This is a genomic window from Geodermatophilus sp. SYSU D00700 (genome assembly GCF_054050255.1).
In genome coordinates, this window is record NZ_JBJGZA010000018.1 from 23,611 (window position 1) to 41,386 (window position 17,776).

General features: G+C 76.3%; 21 protein-coding genes. 15 read left to right on the top strand and 6 right to left on the bottom strand.

The features are described from left to right. The first annotated feature begins 45 nt into the window (after positions 1 to 45). The 13 genes from ACI79V_RS14460 to ACI79V_RS14520 all read left to right on the top strand — a co-directional run bounded on the left by ACI79V_RS14460 (position 46) and on the right by ACI79V_RS14520 (position 11,391). Entirely contained in the window at positions 46 to 480 is a 435-nt protein-coding gene (locus ACI79V_RS14460) for an organic hydroperoxide resistance protein (protein WP_456890323.1), read from the top strand. Continuing rightward, positions 477 to 920 carry an ester cyclase gene (locus ACI79V_RS14465; protein WP_456890325.1) on the top strand — a complete coding sequence of 148 codons (444 nt, stop codon included), beginning with the start codon at positions 477 to 479 and terminating at the stop codon, positions 918 to 920. The genes ACI79V_RS14460 and ACI79V_RS14465 overlap by 4 nt, the downstream gene beginning before the upstream one ends. Before the next feature lie 14 nt (positions 921 to 934). Further along, positions 935 to 1,744: an alpha/beta fold hydrolase gene (locus ACI79V_RS14470; RefSeq protein ID WP_456890326.1), complete on the top strand. Its 810-nt coding sequence runs from the start codon at positions 935 to 937 to the stop codon at positions 1,742 to 1,744. Beyond that, positions 1,741 to 2,700 (top strand): quinone oxidoreductase family protein, encoded by a 960-nt coding sequence (locus tag ACI79V_RS14475; RefSeq protein ID WP_456890328.1) that lies wholly within the window; start codon positions 1,741 to 1,743, stop codon positions 2,698 to 2,700. Before ACI79V_RS14470 ends, ACI79V_RS14475 begins: the two co-directional genes overlap by 4 nt. A 48-nt stretch (positions 2,701 to 2,748) precedes the next feature. Then, positions 2,749 to 3,036 carry a NifU family protein gene (locus tag ACI79V_RS14480; protein WP_456890330.1) on the top strand — a complete coding sequence of 96 codons (288 nt, stop codon included), beginning with the start codon at positions 2,749 to 2,751 and terminating at the stop codon, positions 3,034 to 3,036. Then, the gene (locus ACI79V_RS14485; protein ID WP_456890331.1) at positions 3,033 to 3,854 is read left to right on the top strand and encodes a 2-keto-4-pentenoate hydratase; all 822 of its coding nucleotides are present in this window, start codon (positions 3,033 to 3,035) and stop codon (positions 3,852 to 3,854) included. The genes ACI79V_RS14480 and ACI79V_RS14485 overlap by 4 nt, the downstream gene beginning before the upstream one ends. Next, a complete protein-coding gene (locus ACI79V_RS14490; protein WP_456890335.1) occupies positions 3,851 to 4,753 on the top strand; it encodes an acetaldehyde dehydrogenase (acetylating) in 903 nt (300 codons plus the stop codon). Before ACI79V_RS14485 ends, ACI79V_RS14490 begins: the two co-directional genes overlap by 4 nt. Next, positions 4,750 to 5,841 carry a 4-hydroxy-2-oxovalerate aldolase gene (gene dmpG / locus ACI79V_RS14495; RefSeq protein ID WP_456890336.1) on the top strand — a complete coding sequence of 364 codons (1,092 nt, stop codon included), beginning with the start codon at positions 4,750 to 4,752 and terminating at the stop codon, positions 5,839 to 5,841. The genes ACI79V_RS14490 and dmpG overlap by 4 nt, the downstream gene beginning before the upstream one ends. A gap of 23 nt (positions 5,842 to 5,864) precedes the next feature. After that, the gene (locus ACI79V_RS14500) at positions 5,865 to 7,148 is read left to right on the top strand and encodes a Rieske 2Fe-2S domain-containing protein (RefSeq protein ID WP_456890339.1); all 1,284 of its coding nucleotides are present in this window, start codon (positions 5,865 to 5,867) and stop codon (positions 7,146 to 7,148) included. Further along, on the top strand, positions 7,145 to 8,074 hold the full coding sequence (locus tag ACI79V_RS14505) for an alpha/beta fold hydrolase (protein ID WP_456890341.1): 930 nt from the start codon (positions 7,145 to 7,147) through the stop codon (positions 8,072 to 8,074). Before ACI79V_RS14500 ends, ACI79V_RS14505 begins: the two co-directional genes overlap by 4 nt. Before the next feature lie 109 nt (positions 8,075 to 8,183). Further along, on the top strand, positions 8,184 to 9,569 hold the full coding sequence (locus ACI79V_RS14510; RefSeq protein ID WP_456890343.1) for a hypothetical protein: 1,386 nt from the start codon (positions 8,184 to 8,186) through the stop codon (positions 9,567 to 9,569). Further along, positions 9,566 to 10,507, top strand: coding sequence for a DODA-type extradiol aromatic ring-opening family dioxygenase (locus ACI79V_RS14515; RefSeq protein WP_456890345.1), 942 nt, complete (start codon positions 9,566 to 9,568; stop codon positions 10,505 to 10,507). Before ACI79V_RS14510 ends, ACI79V_RS14515 begins: the two co-directional genes overlap by 4 nt. Then, a complete protein-coding gene (locus ACI79V_RS14520) occupies positions 10,504 to 11,391 on the top strand; it encodes an alpha/beta fold hydrolase (protein WP_456890346.1) in 888 nt (295 codons plus the stop codon). Before ACI79V_RS14515 ends, ACI79V_RS14520 begins: the two co-directional genes overlap by 4 nt. On the opposite strand, the gene ACI79V_RS14525 is transcribed toward ACI79V_RS14520, so the two are convergent. Then, on the bottom strand, positions 11,381 to 11,776 hold the full coding sequence (locus ACI79V_RS14525; RefSeq protein WP_456874760.1) for a WhiB family transcriptional regulator: 396 nt from the start codon (positions 11,774 to 11,776) through the stop codon (positions 11,381 to 11,383). The two genes, ACI79V_RS14520 and ACI79V_RS14525, sit on opposite strands and share 11 nt — an antisense overlap. Positions 11,777 to 12,083: 307 nt before the next feature. Between ACI79V_RS14525 and ACI79V_RS14530 the strand changes: the two genes are divergently transcribed. Then, a complete protein-coding gene (locus ACI79V_RS14530) occupies positions 12,084 to 12,428 on the top strand; it encodes a YciI family protein (RefSeq protein ID WP_456874759.1) in 345 nt (114 codons plus the stop codon). Between the two features lie 7 nt (positions 12,429 to 12,435). Continuing rightward, positions 12,436 to 13,704, top strand: coding sequence for an RNA polymerase sigma factor (locus ACI79V_RS14535; RefSeq protein WP_456890348.1), 1,269 nt, complete (start codon positions 12,436 to 12,438; stop codon positions 13,702 to 13,704). A 5-nt stretch (positions 13,705 to 13,709) separates the two neighbouring features. Here ACI79V_RS14535 and ACI79V_RS14540 read toward each other — a convergent pair whose 3' ends face one another. The 5 genes from ACI79V_RS14540 to ACI79V_RS14560 form a co-directional block, all read right to left on the bottom strand. Continuing rightward, a complete protein-coding gene (locus tag ACI79V_RS14540; protein ID WP_456890351.1) occupies positions 13,710 to 14,177 on the bottom strand; it encodes a heme-degrading domain-containing protein in 468 nt (155 codons plus the stop codon). Beyond that, entirely contained in the window at positions 14,174 to 14,452 is a 279-nt protein-coding gene (locus ACI79V_RS14545; protein WP_456890353.1) for a YciI-like protein, read from the bottom strand. The genes ACI79V_RS14540 and ACI79V_RS14545 overlap by 4 nt, the downstream gene beginning before the upstream one ends. 10 nt (positions 14,453 to 14,462) lie before the next feature. Beyond that, entirely contained in the window at positions 14,463 to 15,752 is a 1,290-nt protein-coding gene (locus tag ACI79V_RS14550; protein WP_456890355.1) for a D-arabinono-1,4-lactone oxidase, read from the bottom strand. 121 nt (positions 15,753 to 15,873) lie between these two features. Then, positions 15,874 to 16,077 (bottom strand): cold-shock protein, encoded by a 204-nt coding sequence (locus ACI79V_RS14555; RefSeq protein WP_456874754.1) that lies wholly within the window; start codon positions 16,075 to 16,077, stop codon positions 15,874 to 15,876. 492 nt (positions 16,078 to 16,569) lie between these two features. Beyond that, positions 16,570 to 17,754: an MFS transporter gene (locus ACI79V_RS14560; protein ID WP_456890358.1), complete on the bottom strand. Its 1,185-nt coding sequence runs from the start codon at positions 17,752 to 17,754 to the stop codon at positions 16,570 to 16,572. Between the last annotated feature and the right edge of the window lie 22 nt (positions 17,755 to 17,776).

Genomic DNA, 17,776 nt, shown 5'->3' on the forward strand with positions numbered 1-17,776 from the left:
GATCGCAACAGAAAGGCCATGAGTCAACCTGGACCGGAGGACCGCATGCCCACCCCGCTGCAGCGCACCCTGTACACCGCCCACGCCGAGGTCAGCGGCGGCCGGGAGGAGGGGAAGGGCCGCACGCACGACGGCGAGCTCGAGGTCGACCTGCGGGTGCCGGAGTCGCTGGGCGGTCCGGGCGGTGGCACCAACCCCGAGCAGCTGTTCGCGGTCGGCTACGCGGCCTGCTTCCAGAGCGCGCTGGGCGTGGCCGCCCGGCGGGAGCGGGTCGACGTCAGCGGCAGCACGGTGCGCTCGCAGGTGCACCTCGGCCCGGTCGAGGGCGGCGCCTTCGGTCTCGCGGTGGTCCTGGAGGTCGAGATCCCGGGAGCCGACCCCGACGCCGCCCGCCGCGTGGTGGAGGCCGCGCACGCGGTCTGCCCGTACAGCAACGCCACCCGCGGCAACGTCGACGTCGACGTGCGGATCGTGGGATGACCGCCACCGCGCCGGCCGACGCCCTGGCCGCAGGCCGGGAGATCATGCGGCGCAACATCCAGGAGCTGTTCGCGCCGGGCGACGCCGCGCTGATCCCCGAGCTGTACGCCGCCGACGTCGTCGACCACAACCCGGTCCCCGGCCAGCGCCCCGGCCACGACGGCCTGCGCGACGTGCTCGAGGTGTTCCACCGCGCCTTCCCCGACCAGGAGATGGAGCTGCTGTTCACCCTGGCCGACGGCGACCTGGCGATGGACCACTGGGTCTTCCGGGGCACGCACACCGGCGACCTCGACGGCGTGCCGGCGACCGGGCGGCGGGTCGAGTTCCGCGGCTTCGACCTCGCCCGCATCCGTGACGGGCGGATCGCCGAGATCTGGCACGTCGAGGACATGGCGGCCATGTGGGCCGACCTCGGCCTGCCCGGGGGGCCGCGCTGACCGCCGGGACCGCCGTGTCCGTCCGGGTCCGGCGGCGCTACGTCGACCTGCCGCACGGCCAGGTCCACCTCGCCGAGGCGGGGCCGGACGGCGGGCGCCCGGTGGTGCTGCTGCACCAGACCCCGCGGTCGGTCGACGAGTACCGCGACGTGCTGCCGCTGCTCGCCGCCGCGGGGCTGCGCGCGGTCGCCGTCGACACCCCCGGCTTCGGGGCCAGCGACCCGCTGCCCGCGCCGTCGGTCGAGACCCTCGCCGCGGCGGTCGGCGACGCGGTCGCGGGCCTCGGCCCGGCGGTGCTCGCCGGCCACCACACCGGCGGGGTGCTCGCCGTCGAGCTGGCCGCCACCCGGCCGCGGCAGGTGGCCGGCCTGGTGCTGTCGAGCACCCCGCTGGTCGACGCCGCCTTCCGCGGCCGGCCCCCGCACGGCGTCGACGACGTCGAGCCCGCCGACGACGGCACGCACCTGCTGGCGCTGTGGCGGGGCCGGGCGCCGTTCTACCCGCCCGGCCGCCGCGACCTGCTCGAGCGCTTCGTCCGCGACGCGCTGACCGCCGGGGAACTGGCGCACGAGGGGCACGCCCTGGTGCGCCGCTACGCCATGGAGGACCGGCTGCCCACCCTCACCGCGCCGGTGCTCCTGCTGGCCGCGCCCGAGGACCCGTTCGGCGCGCCGAACACCGCCCGGATGGCCGAGGCGCTGCCCGCGGCCGGGCGGCCCCGGCCCGTGGTGGTCGAGGTCCCCGGCGGCACCGTGCCGCTGCCCGACCAGTGCCCGGAGGAGTACGCGGCCGCCGTCGTGCGGTTCACGGCGGGGCTGCCGTGAGGGCGCTGCGGGTCTCCGCGGTGGGCGGGACGCCGCAGCTCGAGGAGGTGCCCGAGCCCGTCCCCGGCCCGGGGGAGACCCTGCTGCGGATCGCCGGCGCGTGCCTGGCGCACGTCGACCGCAGCATCGCCGCCGGCAGCCTGGGCGGCACCCCGCCGCTGCCCTACGTGCCCTGCACCGACGGGGCCGGCTGGGTGGTGAGCTCCAGCGCCCACCCGCCCGGCGCGCTGGTCTGGGTGCGCGGTGCGGGGGTGGGGGTGACCCGCGACGGTGTGGCCGCCGAGCTCGCCGTCGTCCCGGACGCCGCCGTGCACGCCATGCCCGACGGCGCCGACCCGCTGCTGGCCGCCTGCTTCTTCTCGCCGGCCACCTCGGCCGCGACCGCGCTGGCCGACCTCGGCCGGCTGCAGGCCGGCGAGCGGGTGCTGGTCACCGGCGCCGCGGGCGCGGTCGGCTCGCTCACCGTGCAGCTCGCGCTGGCCGCCGGTGCCGAGGTGGTCGCCTGCGTGCGCACGCGGGCCCGGGCGGCCGGGGTGCCGGACGGCGCGGAGGTGGTCGTCGGGGAGCCCGGCCCGGTCGGCGCCGACCTGCTCGTCGACACCGTCGGCGGCCCCGGCCTGGCCGGCCGGCTGTCCGCGGTGCGGCCCGGCGGGCGGGCGGTGCTGGTGGGCTACACCGCCGGCACCACCGTGCAGCTGGATCTGCCGGCGCTGCTGCGCGCCGACGTGGCGCTGCTGCCACTGAACATGATCCGGCGCGCGCCCGAGGCGTTCGCCCGCGCCGGCGACCTGCTCGCCCGGCTGGCCGCCGGCGAGCTGCACCTGGCCGTCACCCGCTACGACCTCGCCGACGCCGCGGCCGCCTGGGCCGACCTGGGCGCCGGGCGGGTCGACGGCCGCGCCGTCCTGGTGCCGGCCGGCCGATCCGGATCGGCCCTGTCGCCCGCGCTTCTGTAGCGCTATCGTGACGACCGTCTCACATCCGCGATGCGGGAAGGGGGTCCGGTGGACGACCAGGAACGGGTGCACGCCGCGGCGCGGCGGGTCACCGCGCTCTTCCGCAGCCACGGCGGGTCGGTCGCGGTGGCCGGCACCGACACCGCCGGCGCGGTCGAGGTCCGGTTCGGCGGCACGTGCAGCGGCTGCCCCTCGCAGGCGCTGTGCCTGGAGCACACCGTGCGCCCCCGGCTGCTGGCCGTCCCCGGCGTCACCTCGGTGACCGCGACCGGGGCGCGGGTCAGCGACGAGGCCGACGCCCGGCTGCGCACCTTCCTCCGCGGGGGAGCGGCGTGACCGCCGTCCCGGCCGGCGCGCGCGCCGACCGGGCCCTGCTGGAGCGGATCGCCGACGAGCTCGCCACCGCCGCGGCCACCCGCACCCCGGTGCCGCCGCCGTCCACCGTGCACCCGGGCCTGGCCCCGGAGGACGCCTACGCCGTCGCCGCGGTCGGCATCGGCCGTCGCCGCGCGGCCGGGGCGCGGCTGCTCGGCCACAAGATCGGCCTCACCTCGGCGGCGATGCAGCGGATGCTCGGCGTCGACGAGCCCGACTACGGCGCGCTGCTCGACGACATGCTCGTCCCCGACGGCGGCAGCGCCGCACCGGCCCGGTGGTGCCAGCCGCGGATCGAGCCCGAGGTGGCGTTCCGGCTCGGCGCCCGGCTGGCCGGACCCGGCCTCGGCGTCGACGACGTGCTCGCCGCCACCGAGGCCGTCGCCCCGGCGCTGGAGATCATCGACAGCCGGGTGGCCGACTGGCGGATCACCTGGTGGGACACCGTCGCCGACAACGCCTCCTCGGCCGCCTTCGTCGTCGGCCCGTGGACGCCGACCACCGCGGCCGGGGACCTCGCCGCCCTGGACGTCGCCCTGGCCGTCGACGGCGAGGTCGTCGAGCACGGCAGCAGCGCCGCGGTGCTCGGCCACCCCGCGACCGCGGTCGCCTGGCTCGCCGAGGCGCTCGCCGGGCACGGCGCGGCGCTGGAGGCCGGCGCGGTCGTGCTGTCGGGCTCGTGCACCCGCGCGGTCGACGTCCGGCCCGGCACCCGGGTCACCGCCACCGTGGGCGGCCTCGGCGAGGTCGCGGTCGACTTCTCCCGGGAGGACGCGTGAGCGGGAGGGTCCCGGTGGCCGTCGTCGGCTCCGGCAACATCGGCACCGACCTGCTGGTCAAGCTGCTGCGCAGCGACCGGCTCGAGCCGCGGTGGATGGTCGGCATCGACCCGGCCAGCGAGGGCCTGGCCCGCGCCGCCGCGGCCGGGCTGGAGACCTCCGCCGAGGGGGTCGACTGGCTGCTGGCCCGGCCGGAGCTGCCGGAGATCGTCTTCGAGGCCACCTCGGCGCGGGTGCACGTGCGCAACCACCGCCGCTACGCCGAGGCCGGCATCCGCGCGGTCGACCTCACCCCGGCCGCACGCGGGCCCTACGTGGTGCCGCCGGTCAACCTCGACGAGCACCTCGACGCCCCCAACCTCAACATGGTCACCTGCGGCGGCCAGGCGACCGTGCCCGTCGTCGCCGCGGTCAGCCGCGTGACGCCGGTGGCCTACGCCGAGATCGTCGCCTCCATCGCCTCGCGCTCGGCCGGGCCGGGCACGCGGGCCAACATCGACGAGTTCACCCGGGTCACCGCCCGCGCCCTCGAGGTGGTCGGTGGCGCCGAGCGCGGCAAGGCGATCATCGTGCTCAACCCGGCCGAGCCGCCGATGCTCATGCGCGACACCGTCACCTGCCGCATCGACCCCGGCGCCGACCGCGCCGCCGTCACCGCGTCGGTCACCGGCATGGTCGCCGATGTCGCCCGGTACGTGCCCGGCTACCGGATGACCAGCCCGCCGCAGTTCGTCGAGGACGGGCACGGGGCCCGGGTCAGCGTCTACCTGGAGGTCGAGGGCGCCGGTGACCACCTGCCGTCCTTCGCGGGCAACCTGGACATCATGACCGCGGCCGCGGCGCGGGTCGGCGACGTGCTGGCGCAGCGGCCGGCCGTCCCCGCGGGAGCGGCGCGGTGACCGGGGGCCTCCCGCGGATCGGGATCCGCGAGCCGCTGCCCCGTCCGCACGGGGACGGCCTCGACGTCCGGATCACCGACTCCACGCTGCGCGACGGCAGCCACGCCAAGGCCCACCGGTTCACCCGCGAGGAGGTCCGCGACATCGTCGCCGGCCTCGACGCCTCCGGTGTGCCGGTGATCGAGGTCAGCCACGGCGACGGGCTGGGCGGCTCGTCGTACGCCTACGGGCCGAGCCTGGTCGACGAGCGGGAGCTCATCGACGTCGCCGTCGAGACGGTGACCCGCGCCAAGGTGGCCGCGCTGCTAGTGCCGGGCATCGGCACCGTCGACGACATCCGGTGGTTCGCCGACGCCGGCGGCTCGGTGATGCGGGTGGCCACCCACTGCACCGAGGCCGACGTCGCCGCCCAGCACTTCCAGGTGGCCCGAGACGCGGGGCTGGAGACCGTCGGCTTCCTCATGCTGGCCCACCGGATCGGCCCCGAGGAGCTGGCGGAGCAGGGGCGGGTCATGGTCGACGCCGGCTGCCAGTGCGTCTACGTGACCGACTCGGCCGGCGCGCTCGTCCTGGACGACGTCACCGACCGGGTGGCGGCGCTCGTCGCCGAGGTCGGCGACGAGGCGCAGGTCGGCTTCCACGGCCACCAGAACCTCTCGCTCGCCGTGGCCAACACCGTCTTCGCGTTCCGGGCCGGCGCCGGCCAGGTCGACGGGTGCACGCGCGGCATGGGCGCCGGGGCGGGCAACACCCCGACCGAGGCGCTGGTCGCCGTCTGCGACCGCATCGGGCTGACCACCGGCATCGACGCCTTCTCGATGATGAGCGTCGCCGAGGACGTCGTCCGCCCGGCCATGGAGACCGAGTCGGTGGTCGACCGGCTGTCCCTGGCCATGGGCTACGCCGGCGTCTACTCCTCCTTCATGAAGCACGCCGCCGCCGCGGCCGCGCGCTACGGCGTCGACCCGGCCGAGGTGCTGCTGCGCTGCGGCGAGCGGCAGCTGGTGGGCGGCCAGGAGGACCAGATCGTCGGCATCGCGCTCGAGCTCGCCGCGGCGCGCGAGGACCGCGCCCGGCAGCTGGCGTGAGCACACCCACCGAGGAGGCAGCCATGGCCGCAGGGACCGACACCGGAAGGGGAGACGCACGGGCGACGGCGTCCCCGCGACCCGACCGCCGGTACTCGACCGGCCGGCAGGACTGGTCGACCTGGCCGAAGTACGACGCGGCCGCGACCGGCTTCCGCGGCTACTGGTACCCGGTCGTCTTCGCCGACCAGGTCGGCCCCGACCCCGTCGCGGTCACCGTGTGCGGCGAGAAGGTGGCCCTGGTCCGCGAGGGCGACGAGGTCCGCGCGCTGCACGACCGCTGCCCGCACCGCGGCATCCCGCTGTCGATGGGCAGGCGGGAGTTCCCGAACACGCTGTCCTGCGCCTACCACGGCTGGACCTTCGACACCCGCGACGGCCGGCTGGCCGCCGTCATCACCGACGGCCCGGACTCGCCGCTGTGCGGCAAGGTGTTCGTCCGCACCTATCCGGTCGAGGTCCGCCTGGGCCTGGTGTGGGTCTACGTCGGCGACGGCGAGGAGCCCCCGCCGATCGACGACCAGTTGCCCGAGGAGTGGCGGGGCAACGAGCTCACCGCCGGCATCCGCATCGACGAGCGGGCCGGCAACTGGCGCTTCGCCTGCGAGAACGGCTTCGACGAGGGGCACGCCAAGTACCTGCACCGCACCTCGGTGTGGCGCACGTTCAAGACCATGCCCACCTGGAACGTCACCCGCATCGTCCCCCGGGGGCGCTGGCTGTACCGGGTGCAGGACGAGGTGCACTGGGAGGCCGAGTTCCCCGGCTACGGCACCTGGACCAACTACCGCTGGTGGAAGAAGAAGCCGCCGCGGCCGGACTTCAAGGACTTCCGGCTGGGCAACACCGGCGGGTCGAAGAAGGCCGACCCGGTCATCGAGGAGCAGGACTTCCCGGGCTTCGCCTCGGTCGGCATGCCCGGCGTGCTGCGCATCGCCTACCCCAAGTTCATCCACTACGAGTTCTACGTCCCGGTCGACGCCGACTCCCACCGCTACGTCGGGGTGATGGTCGACTTCGGCACCCGCGCGGACGGGCTGCGGTTCGCCGTCAAGTACCTCGGCGCGGTCCGCTGGCTCTTCCACGGCCAGTTCTCCGGCCAGGACGCGCGGATGGTGGAGGCCACCGACGCCCCGCCGGAGCGGCTCTACCGGCCCGACGTGTCGCTCACCGAGTGGCGCAAGCTGGTCGAGCAGTCGACCGTCGTCGGCCGGAACGGCACCGCCCGCGCCCCGGCGGAGGGCTCCCCGGACGCGCCGGTGGCCGCGGGCAGCGGCCGGCCCTCGCACGTGCAGGGGACCTCGTGAGCCCGTACCTCGCCGAGCGCGACCTGGCCGCCGTCGACACCGGCGAGGTGCTCACCCGGCCGGCGCGGCCGCCCGCCCGGCTGGTGCACAACGGCGAGCACGCCTACTCCGTGTGGGAGGCCGGCTCCGGACCGGACACCGTGCTGCTGCACGGCGGCGGGCCGGGCTGCACCGGCTGGAGCGACTTCGGCCCGACCGTGCCGCACCTGGCCCCGCACCGCCGCTGCGTGGTGCCCGACCTCCTGCAGTACGGCGCCAGCGACAAGCCCGACATCGCCGAGGGGGTGTGGGACTTCCACGCGCGCAACCTGCTCGCCCTCTTCGACGCCCTCGACCTCGGGGCCCCCGACGTCGTCTGCAACTCCTGGGGCGGGACGGCGGCGCTGCGGCTGGCCGCGCTGCACCCCGAGCGGGTGGGCTCGCTGGTCATCACCGGGTCGATGCCGGTGCTCTACGGGCCGCTGGCGCCGCTGCCCGAGCGCTCGCGGCGCGGCCGCAACGCCCGCGACGCGTACTACGGCGGCGAGGGCCCGACCCCGCAGAAGATGCGCGACCTCATCGCCCGGCTGGAGTGGTACGACCCCGACGCCGTCCCCGAGGAGACGGTCACCCTGCGGTACGAGCAGAGCCTCGACGCCGGGGAGCGCCGGCTCGGCGAGTCCGACGAGCACCGCGGCACGTTCCAGGACCTCACCGCCGACCTGCAGGGCCTGCGGGTGCCGGTGCTCTACCTGTGGGGGATGCACGACGCGTTCCTCACCCCCGACTACCCGCTGATGCTGGCGCGGATGACGCCGCGGGGCTCGCTGTTCGTCATGGACCACGCCTCGCACCACCTGCAGGAGGAGCGGCCGCGGGAGTACGCCGCGGTCGTCAACGGCTGGCTCGACCGCACCCGCGGGCGGGCCGGGGAGGAGCGGGGATGAGGACGGCGCTGCTCGGGGTGGCCGGCGCGGCCGGCCTGGTCGCGCTCGCGGCGCGCAACCGGTACGCGCTGCGGCGGCGGGTCGACACCCGCGTGGTCCGGGTCGGCCGTTGACCGCTGGCGTGCACCCGGCCGGCCCGGCCGACCTCGGACGGGACGGGCTGGCCGGCCTGCCCGCGCGCCAGCGGGACCTGGTGGCCCGCGCGTGGGCGCACGTCGACCAGCGGCGGCTGCGCGAGCTCGCCGTCCTGGTCACCTCGGTGCCCAGCCCGACGGGGGAGGAGCGGCCGCTGGCCGAGGAGCTGGCCGCCCGGCTGCGCGGGGCCGGGCTCGACGGCCGGCTGCAGCCGCTCGACGACCGGCAGGCCAACGCCTGGGGGCGGCTGGCCGGGACCGGCAGCGGGCCGAGCCTGATGCTCTACGCGCCGGTCGACACCTTCACCGCCGGGACCGAGGACGAGGACCTGCCCTGGATCGGGCCGCAGCTGCGCACCGACATGCGCCCCGGGGCCACCGTCGACGGGCCCTACGTCACCGGCCTGGGCGCGTCCAACCCCAAGGGCCACGCCGCCTGCGTGCTGGCCGCGGCCGAGGCGGTCGCCGCCGCCGGCGTGCCGCTACGTGGCGACCTGGTCGCGGCCTTCGGCGCCGGCGGCATGCCGACCAACGCCCGCCCGCTGCCCGGCCGCGACCGCGCCAACACCGGCCAGGGCGTCGGGGCGTCCTTCCTGCTCGAGCAGGGCCTGTGGACCGACGCCGCGGTCATCGCCAAGCCGGGCTGGGGCGCCTCGGCCGCCGAGGTCGGCCTGGTGTGGTTCGACGTCTGGGTCGGCGGCACGCACACCTACGTCGGCAGCCGGCACCGGCTGCCCTACGTCAACGCCGTCGCGCAGGCGGCCACCGTCGTGCACGGGCTGGAGGCGTGGTTCGAGCGCTACGCCGCCGCGCACACCGACGCGGTGGTCAGCCCGCAGGGGGTGGTCTCCTCCATCGAGGGCGGCTGGCCGCGGCTGGCCGCGGCCACGCCGGGCCGGGTGCGCATCCGCTGCGACGTCCGCCTCGCCCCCGGCCGCAGCCCCGCGTCCCTGGCCCGGGAGTTCCGCGCCGCGGTGGCCGCGATCGCCGACCGCCACCCCGGCCTGGACGCCGCCGTCGAGACCGTGCTCGCCATCCCCGGCAGCGCCACCCCGGAGGACGCCTGGGTGGTGCGCAGCACGGTGGCCGCCTGGGAGGCCGCGGAGGGGCGGCCGCACGAGGTCCCGGCCGGGCTGAGCGGCGCCACCGACGCCAACATCCTGCGCAACCGCGGCATCCCGACCGTGCGCATCGGCATGCCCAAGGTCGGCGCCGTCGAGCCCGCGCCGTTCGAGGTCGACTTCGCCCGCGGGATGAACACCGTCGACGTCCGGGACATGGAGCGGCTCACCCGGCTGCTGGTCCGGGTCGCCGTCGACACCTGCACGCGCACCTTCGAGGAGACGGGAGACCGGCCGTGAGCCGCATCGTGCTGGGCGTCGGGGCGTCGCACTCGACCCTGATGAACACCCACTGGGACGCCGTGGAGCACGTTGACCGCGCCGAGCGGTTCCGCGACGCGCTGCGCGAGGCGCGCGACGCGGTCGCCGCCGCCCGGCCCGACGTCGTCGTGATCGCCGGCAGCAACCACTTCCGCGGCTTCTGGCTCGACCTCGTCCCGCCGTTCACCCTGGGCGTCGGCGAGGTGGTGGCCAGCGGGGAGTCCGGGACGCCGTCGGGACCCCAGCGGGTCGACCCCGACTGGGCCCGGGGACTGCTCGGCGCGGTCACCGACCAGGGCTTCGACGTGGCGCTCTCGGCGCGGCTGCAGATCGACCACGGCCAGAGCCACGCGATCCAGTACCTGCTCGACGGCGTCGACGTGCCGGTGGTGCCGCTGGTGGTCAACGTCTTCGCCCCGCCGCTGCCGCTGATGCGGCGCTGCCTGGACCTCGGCGCCGCCGTCCGCCGCGGCGTCGAGACCGACGGTCAGGACCGCCGCGTGGTGGTGGTCGCCTCCGGCGGGCTCTCGCACCGGCTGCCCTTCCCGAAGTGGTACGCCCCGGAGGGCGCCGACGAGGAGTTCCTCGTCGAGGCCTGGCTCGAGGGCCGCGGCCACTGGCAGGAGTACGACCCCCGCCGGCGCGAGATCATCCGCGCGGCGCAGCCGTCGATCGAGCCGGGGTTCGACCGGGAGTTCCTCGACGCGTTCGTGCGCGGCCACCTGGCCTCCTACGCGGCGATGACCGCCGAGGAGGTCGAGAAGGCCGCCGGCAACGGCGCGCAGGAGCTGCGGACCTGGCTGGTCGCCGCGGGCGCGGCCGGCGGCGGCCGCGGGCGGGTGCTGGCCTACGAGCCGATGCCGGAGTGGCTGACCGGCATGGGCGTCGCCCTGCTCGAGCCGGAGGTGGCGGCGTGACGTTCTGGACCGACCTCGCCGGCACCGACTTCTGCCTGGCCACCGTCGACGCCGGCGGGGTGCCCACCCGCGCGCTGCTGGCCGGGCCGGCCGACGGCGAGCCGGTGGTCATGCTGCACGGCACCAGCGGCCACCTCGAGGCGTTCGTGCGCAACGTGCCCGCGCACGCGCTCGCCGGCTACCGGGTGCACGCGATCGACATGCTGGGGCACGGGTACACCGGCAACCGCGGGGTGCCGCAGGAGATCCCGCGCTACGTCGAGCACCTCGTCGCCTACCTCGACGCCCAGGGCATCGGCCGGGCCCACCTGGTCGGCGAGTCCCTCGGCGGCTGGGTGGCGGCCTGGCTGGCGAGCGAGCAGCCCGACCGGGTGGCCACTCTGCAGCTGCTCGCCGCCGGCGGCACCAAGGCCGACCCGGCGGTGATGGAGCGCATCCGCACCTCCACCCGGCAGGCGGTGCTCTCCGACGACGTCGAGCTGACCCGCCGTCGGCTGCTGCTGCTGATGCACGACCCGGCCGACGTCTCCGACGAGCTCGTGCAGGTGCGGCACGCGGTCTACCACCGGCCGGAGTTCGTGGCCAACATCGACCACCTGCTCGCGCTGCAGGAGATGGCGGTGCGCCGGCGCAACCTGCTGACCCCCGACCGGCTGGCCCGCATCCAGGCGCCGACCGTGGTGGTGTGGGGCCACGAGAACCCCTTCGGCGACGTGCCCGAGGCCCGGGCGCTGGCCGCCGCGATCGACGGCGCCGAGCTCGTGCTCTACCCGGAGTGCGGGCACTGGCCGCAGCACGAGCACGCGGCCGAGTACAACGCGCTCAGCCTGCGCTTCCTGGCCGGGAGAGGTGCCGTCAGCGCTAGGAAGGCACTCAGGCGCTGAGCCGCTCGCGGCGCTCCAGGCGCACCCGGCGCCGCTCGCGCTCGGACAGGCCGCCCCAGATGCCGAAGCGCTCGTCGTTGGCGAGGGCGAACTCCAGGCACTCCGTGCGCACCGAGCAGCCCATGCAGACCCGCTTGGCCTCGCGGGTCGAGCCGCCCTTCTCCGGGAAGAAGGCCTCCGGGTCGGTCTCGGCGCACAGCGCGTCCAGGCGCCAGGCGGCCTCCCCGCCCTCGGTGAGGTCGCTCCAGAACGTGGTGGGCGCCTGCTCCGCGGCGGCGTCGTAGGCCGGCTCGTACGCGGCGACGGCGTCGTACTCCGCGACGGCGTCGTAGCGGGAGACGAGGCTCAGGTGGGCGCTCGGGGCGGGGCGCGAGAAGGAGTGCACGGGAAGCTCCTCGGATCGGGGTGGGGCGTGGCGCCCTGTGACGGACGGGTACGCCTTGACTGCTGTCCGTGACGTTACGCAGCGGGCGACAGCGGGCGCACTGGCAGGAACTGAGCGAAACGGGCCCGTCCACTTGGCGCATCGTGCCCTCGACCCGGGGCAGCGGCGTGTCGCTGGCATCGCCGCTCCCCGTGCGCCAGCGGAGGCGTCACGAGATCTTCCGCGCGACCTGTCGATCTGGTGCGGTGCTGCGTGTCGTAGGGGTGGAGGGCCCGACCAGCGGGCCCCCGGGACCCGGGAGGGCCAGATGGCGCAGTACCTGATCCTGATCTACGAGGACGAGGCGTCCTACGCGACGGCGGCGCCGGAGGTGTGGGGCGAGATCCTCGAGGAGCACAACCGGTTCGCCGCCGGCGTCGACGGCCTCGGCGCGAAGGTGCTCGGCGGGTCGGCCCTGCAGCCGACGACGACGGCGACCAGCGTGCGCGGCGGGAGCGAGGTCACCGACGGCCCCTTCGTGGAGACCAAGGAGGCGCTCGGCGGCTACTACCTGGTCGAGGCGCCCGACCTCGACACCGCCCTGGCCGTCGGGCGGACCGTGCCGGCGCGCTTCGGCGGGGTCGAGGTCCGCCCGGTCATGGTGTTCGACTGAGCGCACCGTGACCGCCGACCCCGGGCCCGACGCCTCCGCCGTCGCCGCCGCGGTCGCCGACGCGCACCGTCGCGAGTGGGCCTTCGTGCTCGCCGCGACGGTGCGCGTCACCCGCGACATCGACCTCGCCGAGGAGTGCGTGCAGGAGGCCTTCGCCACGGCCCTCACCGAGTGGCGCGACACCGGCGTCCCGGCCCGGCCCGGCGCCTGGCTGACCACGGTGGCCCGCCGGCGGGCGCTCAACGTCCTGCGCCACCAGGGCGTGGTGCGCCGCCACCTCCCGCTGCTGGTGGAGGACGACGTCGCCCCCGACCCGCGTGACGGCGCCGGCGAGGACGGCACCCACGGCTACCCCGACGACCGGCTGCGGCTGGTGGTCACCTGCTGCCACCCGGCGCTGGACCGCGCGGCGCAGGTGGCGCTCACCCTGCGGCTGCTGTGCGGGCTGACCACCGCGGAGGTGGCCCGCGCGTTCCTGGTGAGCGAGCCGACCATGGCCGCCCGCCTCACCCGCGCCAAGAAGAAGATCGCCGTCGCGCGCATCCCGTACCGGGTGCCCCCGCCGGCGGAGCTGCCCGAGCGGGTCGACGCCGTCCTCGCGGTGGTGCACCTGCTGTTCACCACCGGGCACACCGTGCCGGCCGGGGAGGAGCTGGTGCGCCGCGACCTCGTCGAGCGCGCGCTGCAGCTGTGCCGGATGCTGCGCACCCTGCTGCCCCGCGATCCCGCGGTGGCCGGGCTGCTGGCGCTGCTGCTGCTCACCGACGCCCGCCGCGCCACCCGCACCGGCGCGGACGGCCGCCTGCTGCTGCTGGAGGAGCAGGACCGCTCCCGCTGGGACGCCGCCGCGATCGCCGAGGGCGTGGCGCTGGTGCGCGAGGCGCTGCGGGGACGGCCGCCGTCGCGGTACGCGCTGCAGGCCGCGGTCGCCGCCGTCCACGCCGAGGCGCCGAGCTGGGCCGCCACCGACTGGGCCGAGATCGTGGCCCTGTACGGGGTGCTCGGGCAGGTGTGGCCCTCACCGGTGGTGGCGCTCAACCGCGCCGTCGCCGTCGGCTTCGCCTCCGGGCCCGCCGCCGGGCTGGCCGCGCTCGACGAGCTGGCCACCGAGCCGCAGCTGGCCGGCTACGGCTACCTCCCGGCCGCGCGGGCGGACCTGCTGCGCCGGCTGGGCCGGGTCGAGGAGGCCCGGCTGGCCTACACCGAGGCGCTGCACCTGACGGCCAACGCCGTCGAGCGGGAGTTCCTCGCCGGCCGGCTGACCGAGCTCGGCTGACCCGCTCACCGCCCCAGGTGGGCGCGCAGCGCCGCGACCACCATCCGGTGGTCCTCCAGCTGCGGCAGCCCGGACACCGCGACGACGCCGACCGGGCCGACGCCGCGCACCAGCAGCGGCACCGCCCCGCCGTGCGCGGCGTAGAGCCGCGGGTCCAGGCCCGCGGACTCCTCGAACGTCGTCCCGCGCTCGACCCAGGTCTGCCGGACGTGGAGCGAGCTGTGCCCGAAGCGGTGCACCACCCGGGACTTGCGCTCGATCCAGTCGGCGTTGTCCGGGGTCGCGCCGGTGAGGGCGGCGGTGAAGAGCCGGTGCCCGTTGCGGGTGATCTCCACCGCGACCGGGGCGTCCACCCGGCGGGCGGCGGCCACCAGCGCCGAGCCGAGCTCCCAGGCGTCGTCGTTGGTGAACCCGGCGAGCTGCAGCTCGTCCTCCTCCGCGGCGAGCTCGGCGACGGTGGGGAAGCCGGTCACGAGGCACCCCCGCCGACGACGACGTCCCACCGCCGGATCGACCAGGCGGTGACCAGCCCGTGCACCACGTACGGGTCGGTCTCGGCGAACCGCTCCACGACGTCGCGCTCGGCGGTCCACACCAGCAGCGCCCGGTCGTACGGATCGGGCAGCGCCCCGGCCAGCAGCAGCTCACCGCGGTCGTGCGCCGCCCGCGCGAGCGCCAGGTGCTCCTCGCGCAGCGGCGCCCGCCGGGTCACGTAGTCGTCCACCAGCTCGTACTCCAGGACCAGCACGGGACCACTCTCACACGTGCGCGCCGACGGTCCGGTCGAGGAAGTCGTTGCGGAACGCGCCGCGCGGGTCGAGGCGCCGCACGAGGGCGCGGAAGTCGCCGAGCCGCGGGTAGCGCTCCGCGAGCTCCGCGGCGCCGGTGGTGAACAGCTTGCCCCAGTGCGGACGGGGGTCGAACGGGCGCAGCGCCTCCTCGATCTCCGGGAGGAGCGCCCGCACGGCGGCCTCGTCGGGCAGCCAGGTGAAGTGCAGCGCCAGCACGTCGGTGCCGTACGCGGGGCTGAGCCACAGCTCGTCGGCGGCGACGGTGCGGATCTCGCTGACCATCAGCAGCGGTGCGATCCGGCCGGCCAGCGCGCGCAGCGCCCCGACCGCCGCGCCGGCGTGCCGCCGCGGCACGAAGTACTCGCTCTGCAGCTCCTCGCCCCGGCTGGGCGTGAACCCGACCCGGAAGTGGGGGAGCCGCTCGTGCCACTCACCGGGGACGCCGAGCTGCTCGGTGAGGTTCTCGACCGGCGTGCCGGGGAGCATGTGCGTCGGCTCGGTGGCCGAGCGGGCGCCGAGGAACTCCTCGGGCGCGACCTCCAGCTCGTCGACGCGCGACTTCACCCACACCTGGGTGATCTCGTGCCAGTCCGTGAACACGCTGACGCTGTAGGCGGCGTCGGCCACCGCGTCGAGGTCGGCCAGCAGCCGCTCCCACGTGAGCCCGAGGTAGACGTTGTTGCGCACCGAGAAGGTCGGCTGCACGCGCAGCCCGACCCCGGTGACGACGCCCAGCGCGCCCAGGTGGACGACGGCGCCGGGGAGGTCGGGGTCCCCGTGCCGGAGGCGGACCAGCTCGCCGTCGGACCGCACGAGGTCGAGGCCGACGACGGACGTGGCCAGCGAGCCGTTGCGGTTGCCCGAGCCGTGCGTGCCGGTGGCGGTGGCGCCGGCGACGGTGATGTGGGGGAGCGAGGCCAGGTTGTGCAGGGCGTACCCGTGCCGCGCCAGCTCGGGCAGCAGCTGCCCGTACTGGACGCCGCCGGCGACCCAGGCCACGCCCGGGGCGTCCCCGTCGGGCGGGTCGAACCGGACGTCCGCGGGCAGCCCGTCGAGGGACACCAGGTCGGCGTCGGTGTCGGCGATGTCGTTGAAGCAGTGCCGGGAGCCCAGGGCCTTGACCCGCCGGCTGCGCGCGACGACGTCCTGCACCTCGGCGACCGACGTGGGCCGGTGCAGCCGCGCGGCCCGGTAGGTCAGGTTGCCGGCCCAGTTCGTCCCCGCCGGGCCGGATCGGGCCGGTGCGTGCTGCTGCATGTCCGTCCGCGGCCCTCTCGTCGACGTTCCCGCCGTCCATCCAACACCGGCGGGCGCCCCCGGGACGGGTGGACCCCCACGGCCCGGGGCCGTGGGGGTCCACCCGTCGTGCTGGAGCCGGTCAGACCGCGCGGACGTTCTCCGCCTGCGGGCCCTTCTGGCCCTGGGTGACGTCGAACTCGACGCGCTGCGCCTCGTCCAGCGACCGGTAGCCGGTGCCGCTGATCGCCGAGAAGTGGCAGAAGACGTCGGGACCGCCGCCGTCCTGCTCGATGAAGCCGAAGCCCTTCTCCGCGTTGAACCACTTCACAGTGCCCTGGGTCATGTCGTTCTCTCCTCCGTGCTGGGGGTGTCGGGCCCGGCAGGTGCCGTCCCGGGTCGCCGCACCGACCGGCAGGACCGAGAGGGAACGTCAGGCAGAGACGACTGCGGACGTTCGGGAACGAGGCAGAGGTACGACAGCGACCGACCGCGACTGTACCGGCTCCCGGCCGGGTGGGGGTGTCACCAGCGGAGCGGGTCCACCAGCCGGGACTGCGCCGTGCGGCAGGCGCGGCAGTGGCCCCACGCCACGAGGGACAGGTGGGTGGTGGGCTCGCCGCACTCGGGGCAGTCGACCGGCTCGCCGGACCGGGCCCGCGCCGCGTCGAGCTCGCGGGACCGCTCGGCGTGGACCGCCGCGTCGCCCCGGCAGGGACACCCGAGGTGGGCGTCGGCGCAGCGTCCGCGGTGTGTGGTGATGGGACCCCCTCCGGTCCAGGGGGACGCTACCCGCCCGCGGCGGCGACGTCGCCGTCCCGGTGCCGGGGCGGGCGGCTCAGCGGCGGGTGCGCAGCTCGAACCACAGCCAGGCGGCGAGCGCGGCCGGCACCGCCACGAACGCCGACATGGCCGCGACCGGGCCCAGCAGCGAGCCGACCCAGGCGATCAGCAGCGGCGCGCCGAACCCGACGTAGGCGAAGGCGTAGAAGGCGCTGTTCATCGCCCCGCGGGTGTGCGGCGGCGCGAGCCGGGCGGTGAGGGTCAGGCCGGCGGTGAGGCACAGCCCGCCGCAGGTGCCCATGAGCACCGACGCGGGGACCAGCAGCGGCTCCGAGCGAGTGACGATGGCCGCCACCGCCAGGGCGACGCCGGCCGCGCCCAGCGCCATGCCCAGCGGCGCGGCGCCGCGCTCGAACCGGCGCCCGAGCCGCGCGGCGACCGCGCTGGCGCCCAGGGCGAGCCCGCCGACCAGCCCGGCGTAGGCCACCCCGACACCGTCGGGGACCACCAGCAGCGGCAGCAGGGTGGCCGCGACCGCGGGGAAGGCGAACACCCCGACCGCGGTGGGCGCGAGCACCGCCCAGAACGGCCGCCGCGCCTCCGGGGGCAGCCCCAGGGTCATCAGCCGGCCCGGGCGCCGGACCAGCACCGTCTCCGGCACGGTCAGCAGCGCCCCGAGGCCGACGACGAGGACTGCGACGTGCACCAGGTAGGGCAGCGTCGTCGGCGCGGGGCCGTACTGCGCGAGCAGCCCGCTCATCGCCGGGGCGATGGCGAACCCCAGCGACGTCGACACCGCCCCGCGGGTGGCCGCCGACTGCTGCCCGTCGGGACCGGCGAGCTCCTGCAGCCAGGCGTTGGCGACGGAGAACACCACGCCCGAGACGACGCCCTGCAACAGCCGGCCCGCGTAGAGCAGCGGCAGGTGGTCGACGGCGGGGACGAACAGCAGCGAGACCAGCCCGGCGAGCACCGCGAAGGGCAGCACCAGCGCCCGGCGGCCGAAGCGGTCCGAGGCCGCGCCGGCCACGGTGAGCGCGGCGATCAGGCCGATGGCGTAGCAGCCGAAGACGGCGGTGAGGTCGGCGTCGGACAGGCCCAGGGTGCGGCGGTAGACCAGCAGCAGCGGGGTGGGGACGTTCGTGCCCAGGGCGACGGTGAACAGCCCGAGGGTGAGCGCGTCGAGGCGTCGCCGCAGGACCCGCTGCGACGCGACCCGCTCCGTTGCGGCGTCCGGCACCCGGCGGACGCTACCGCCCCCG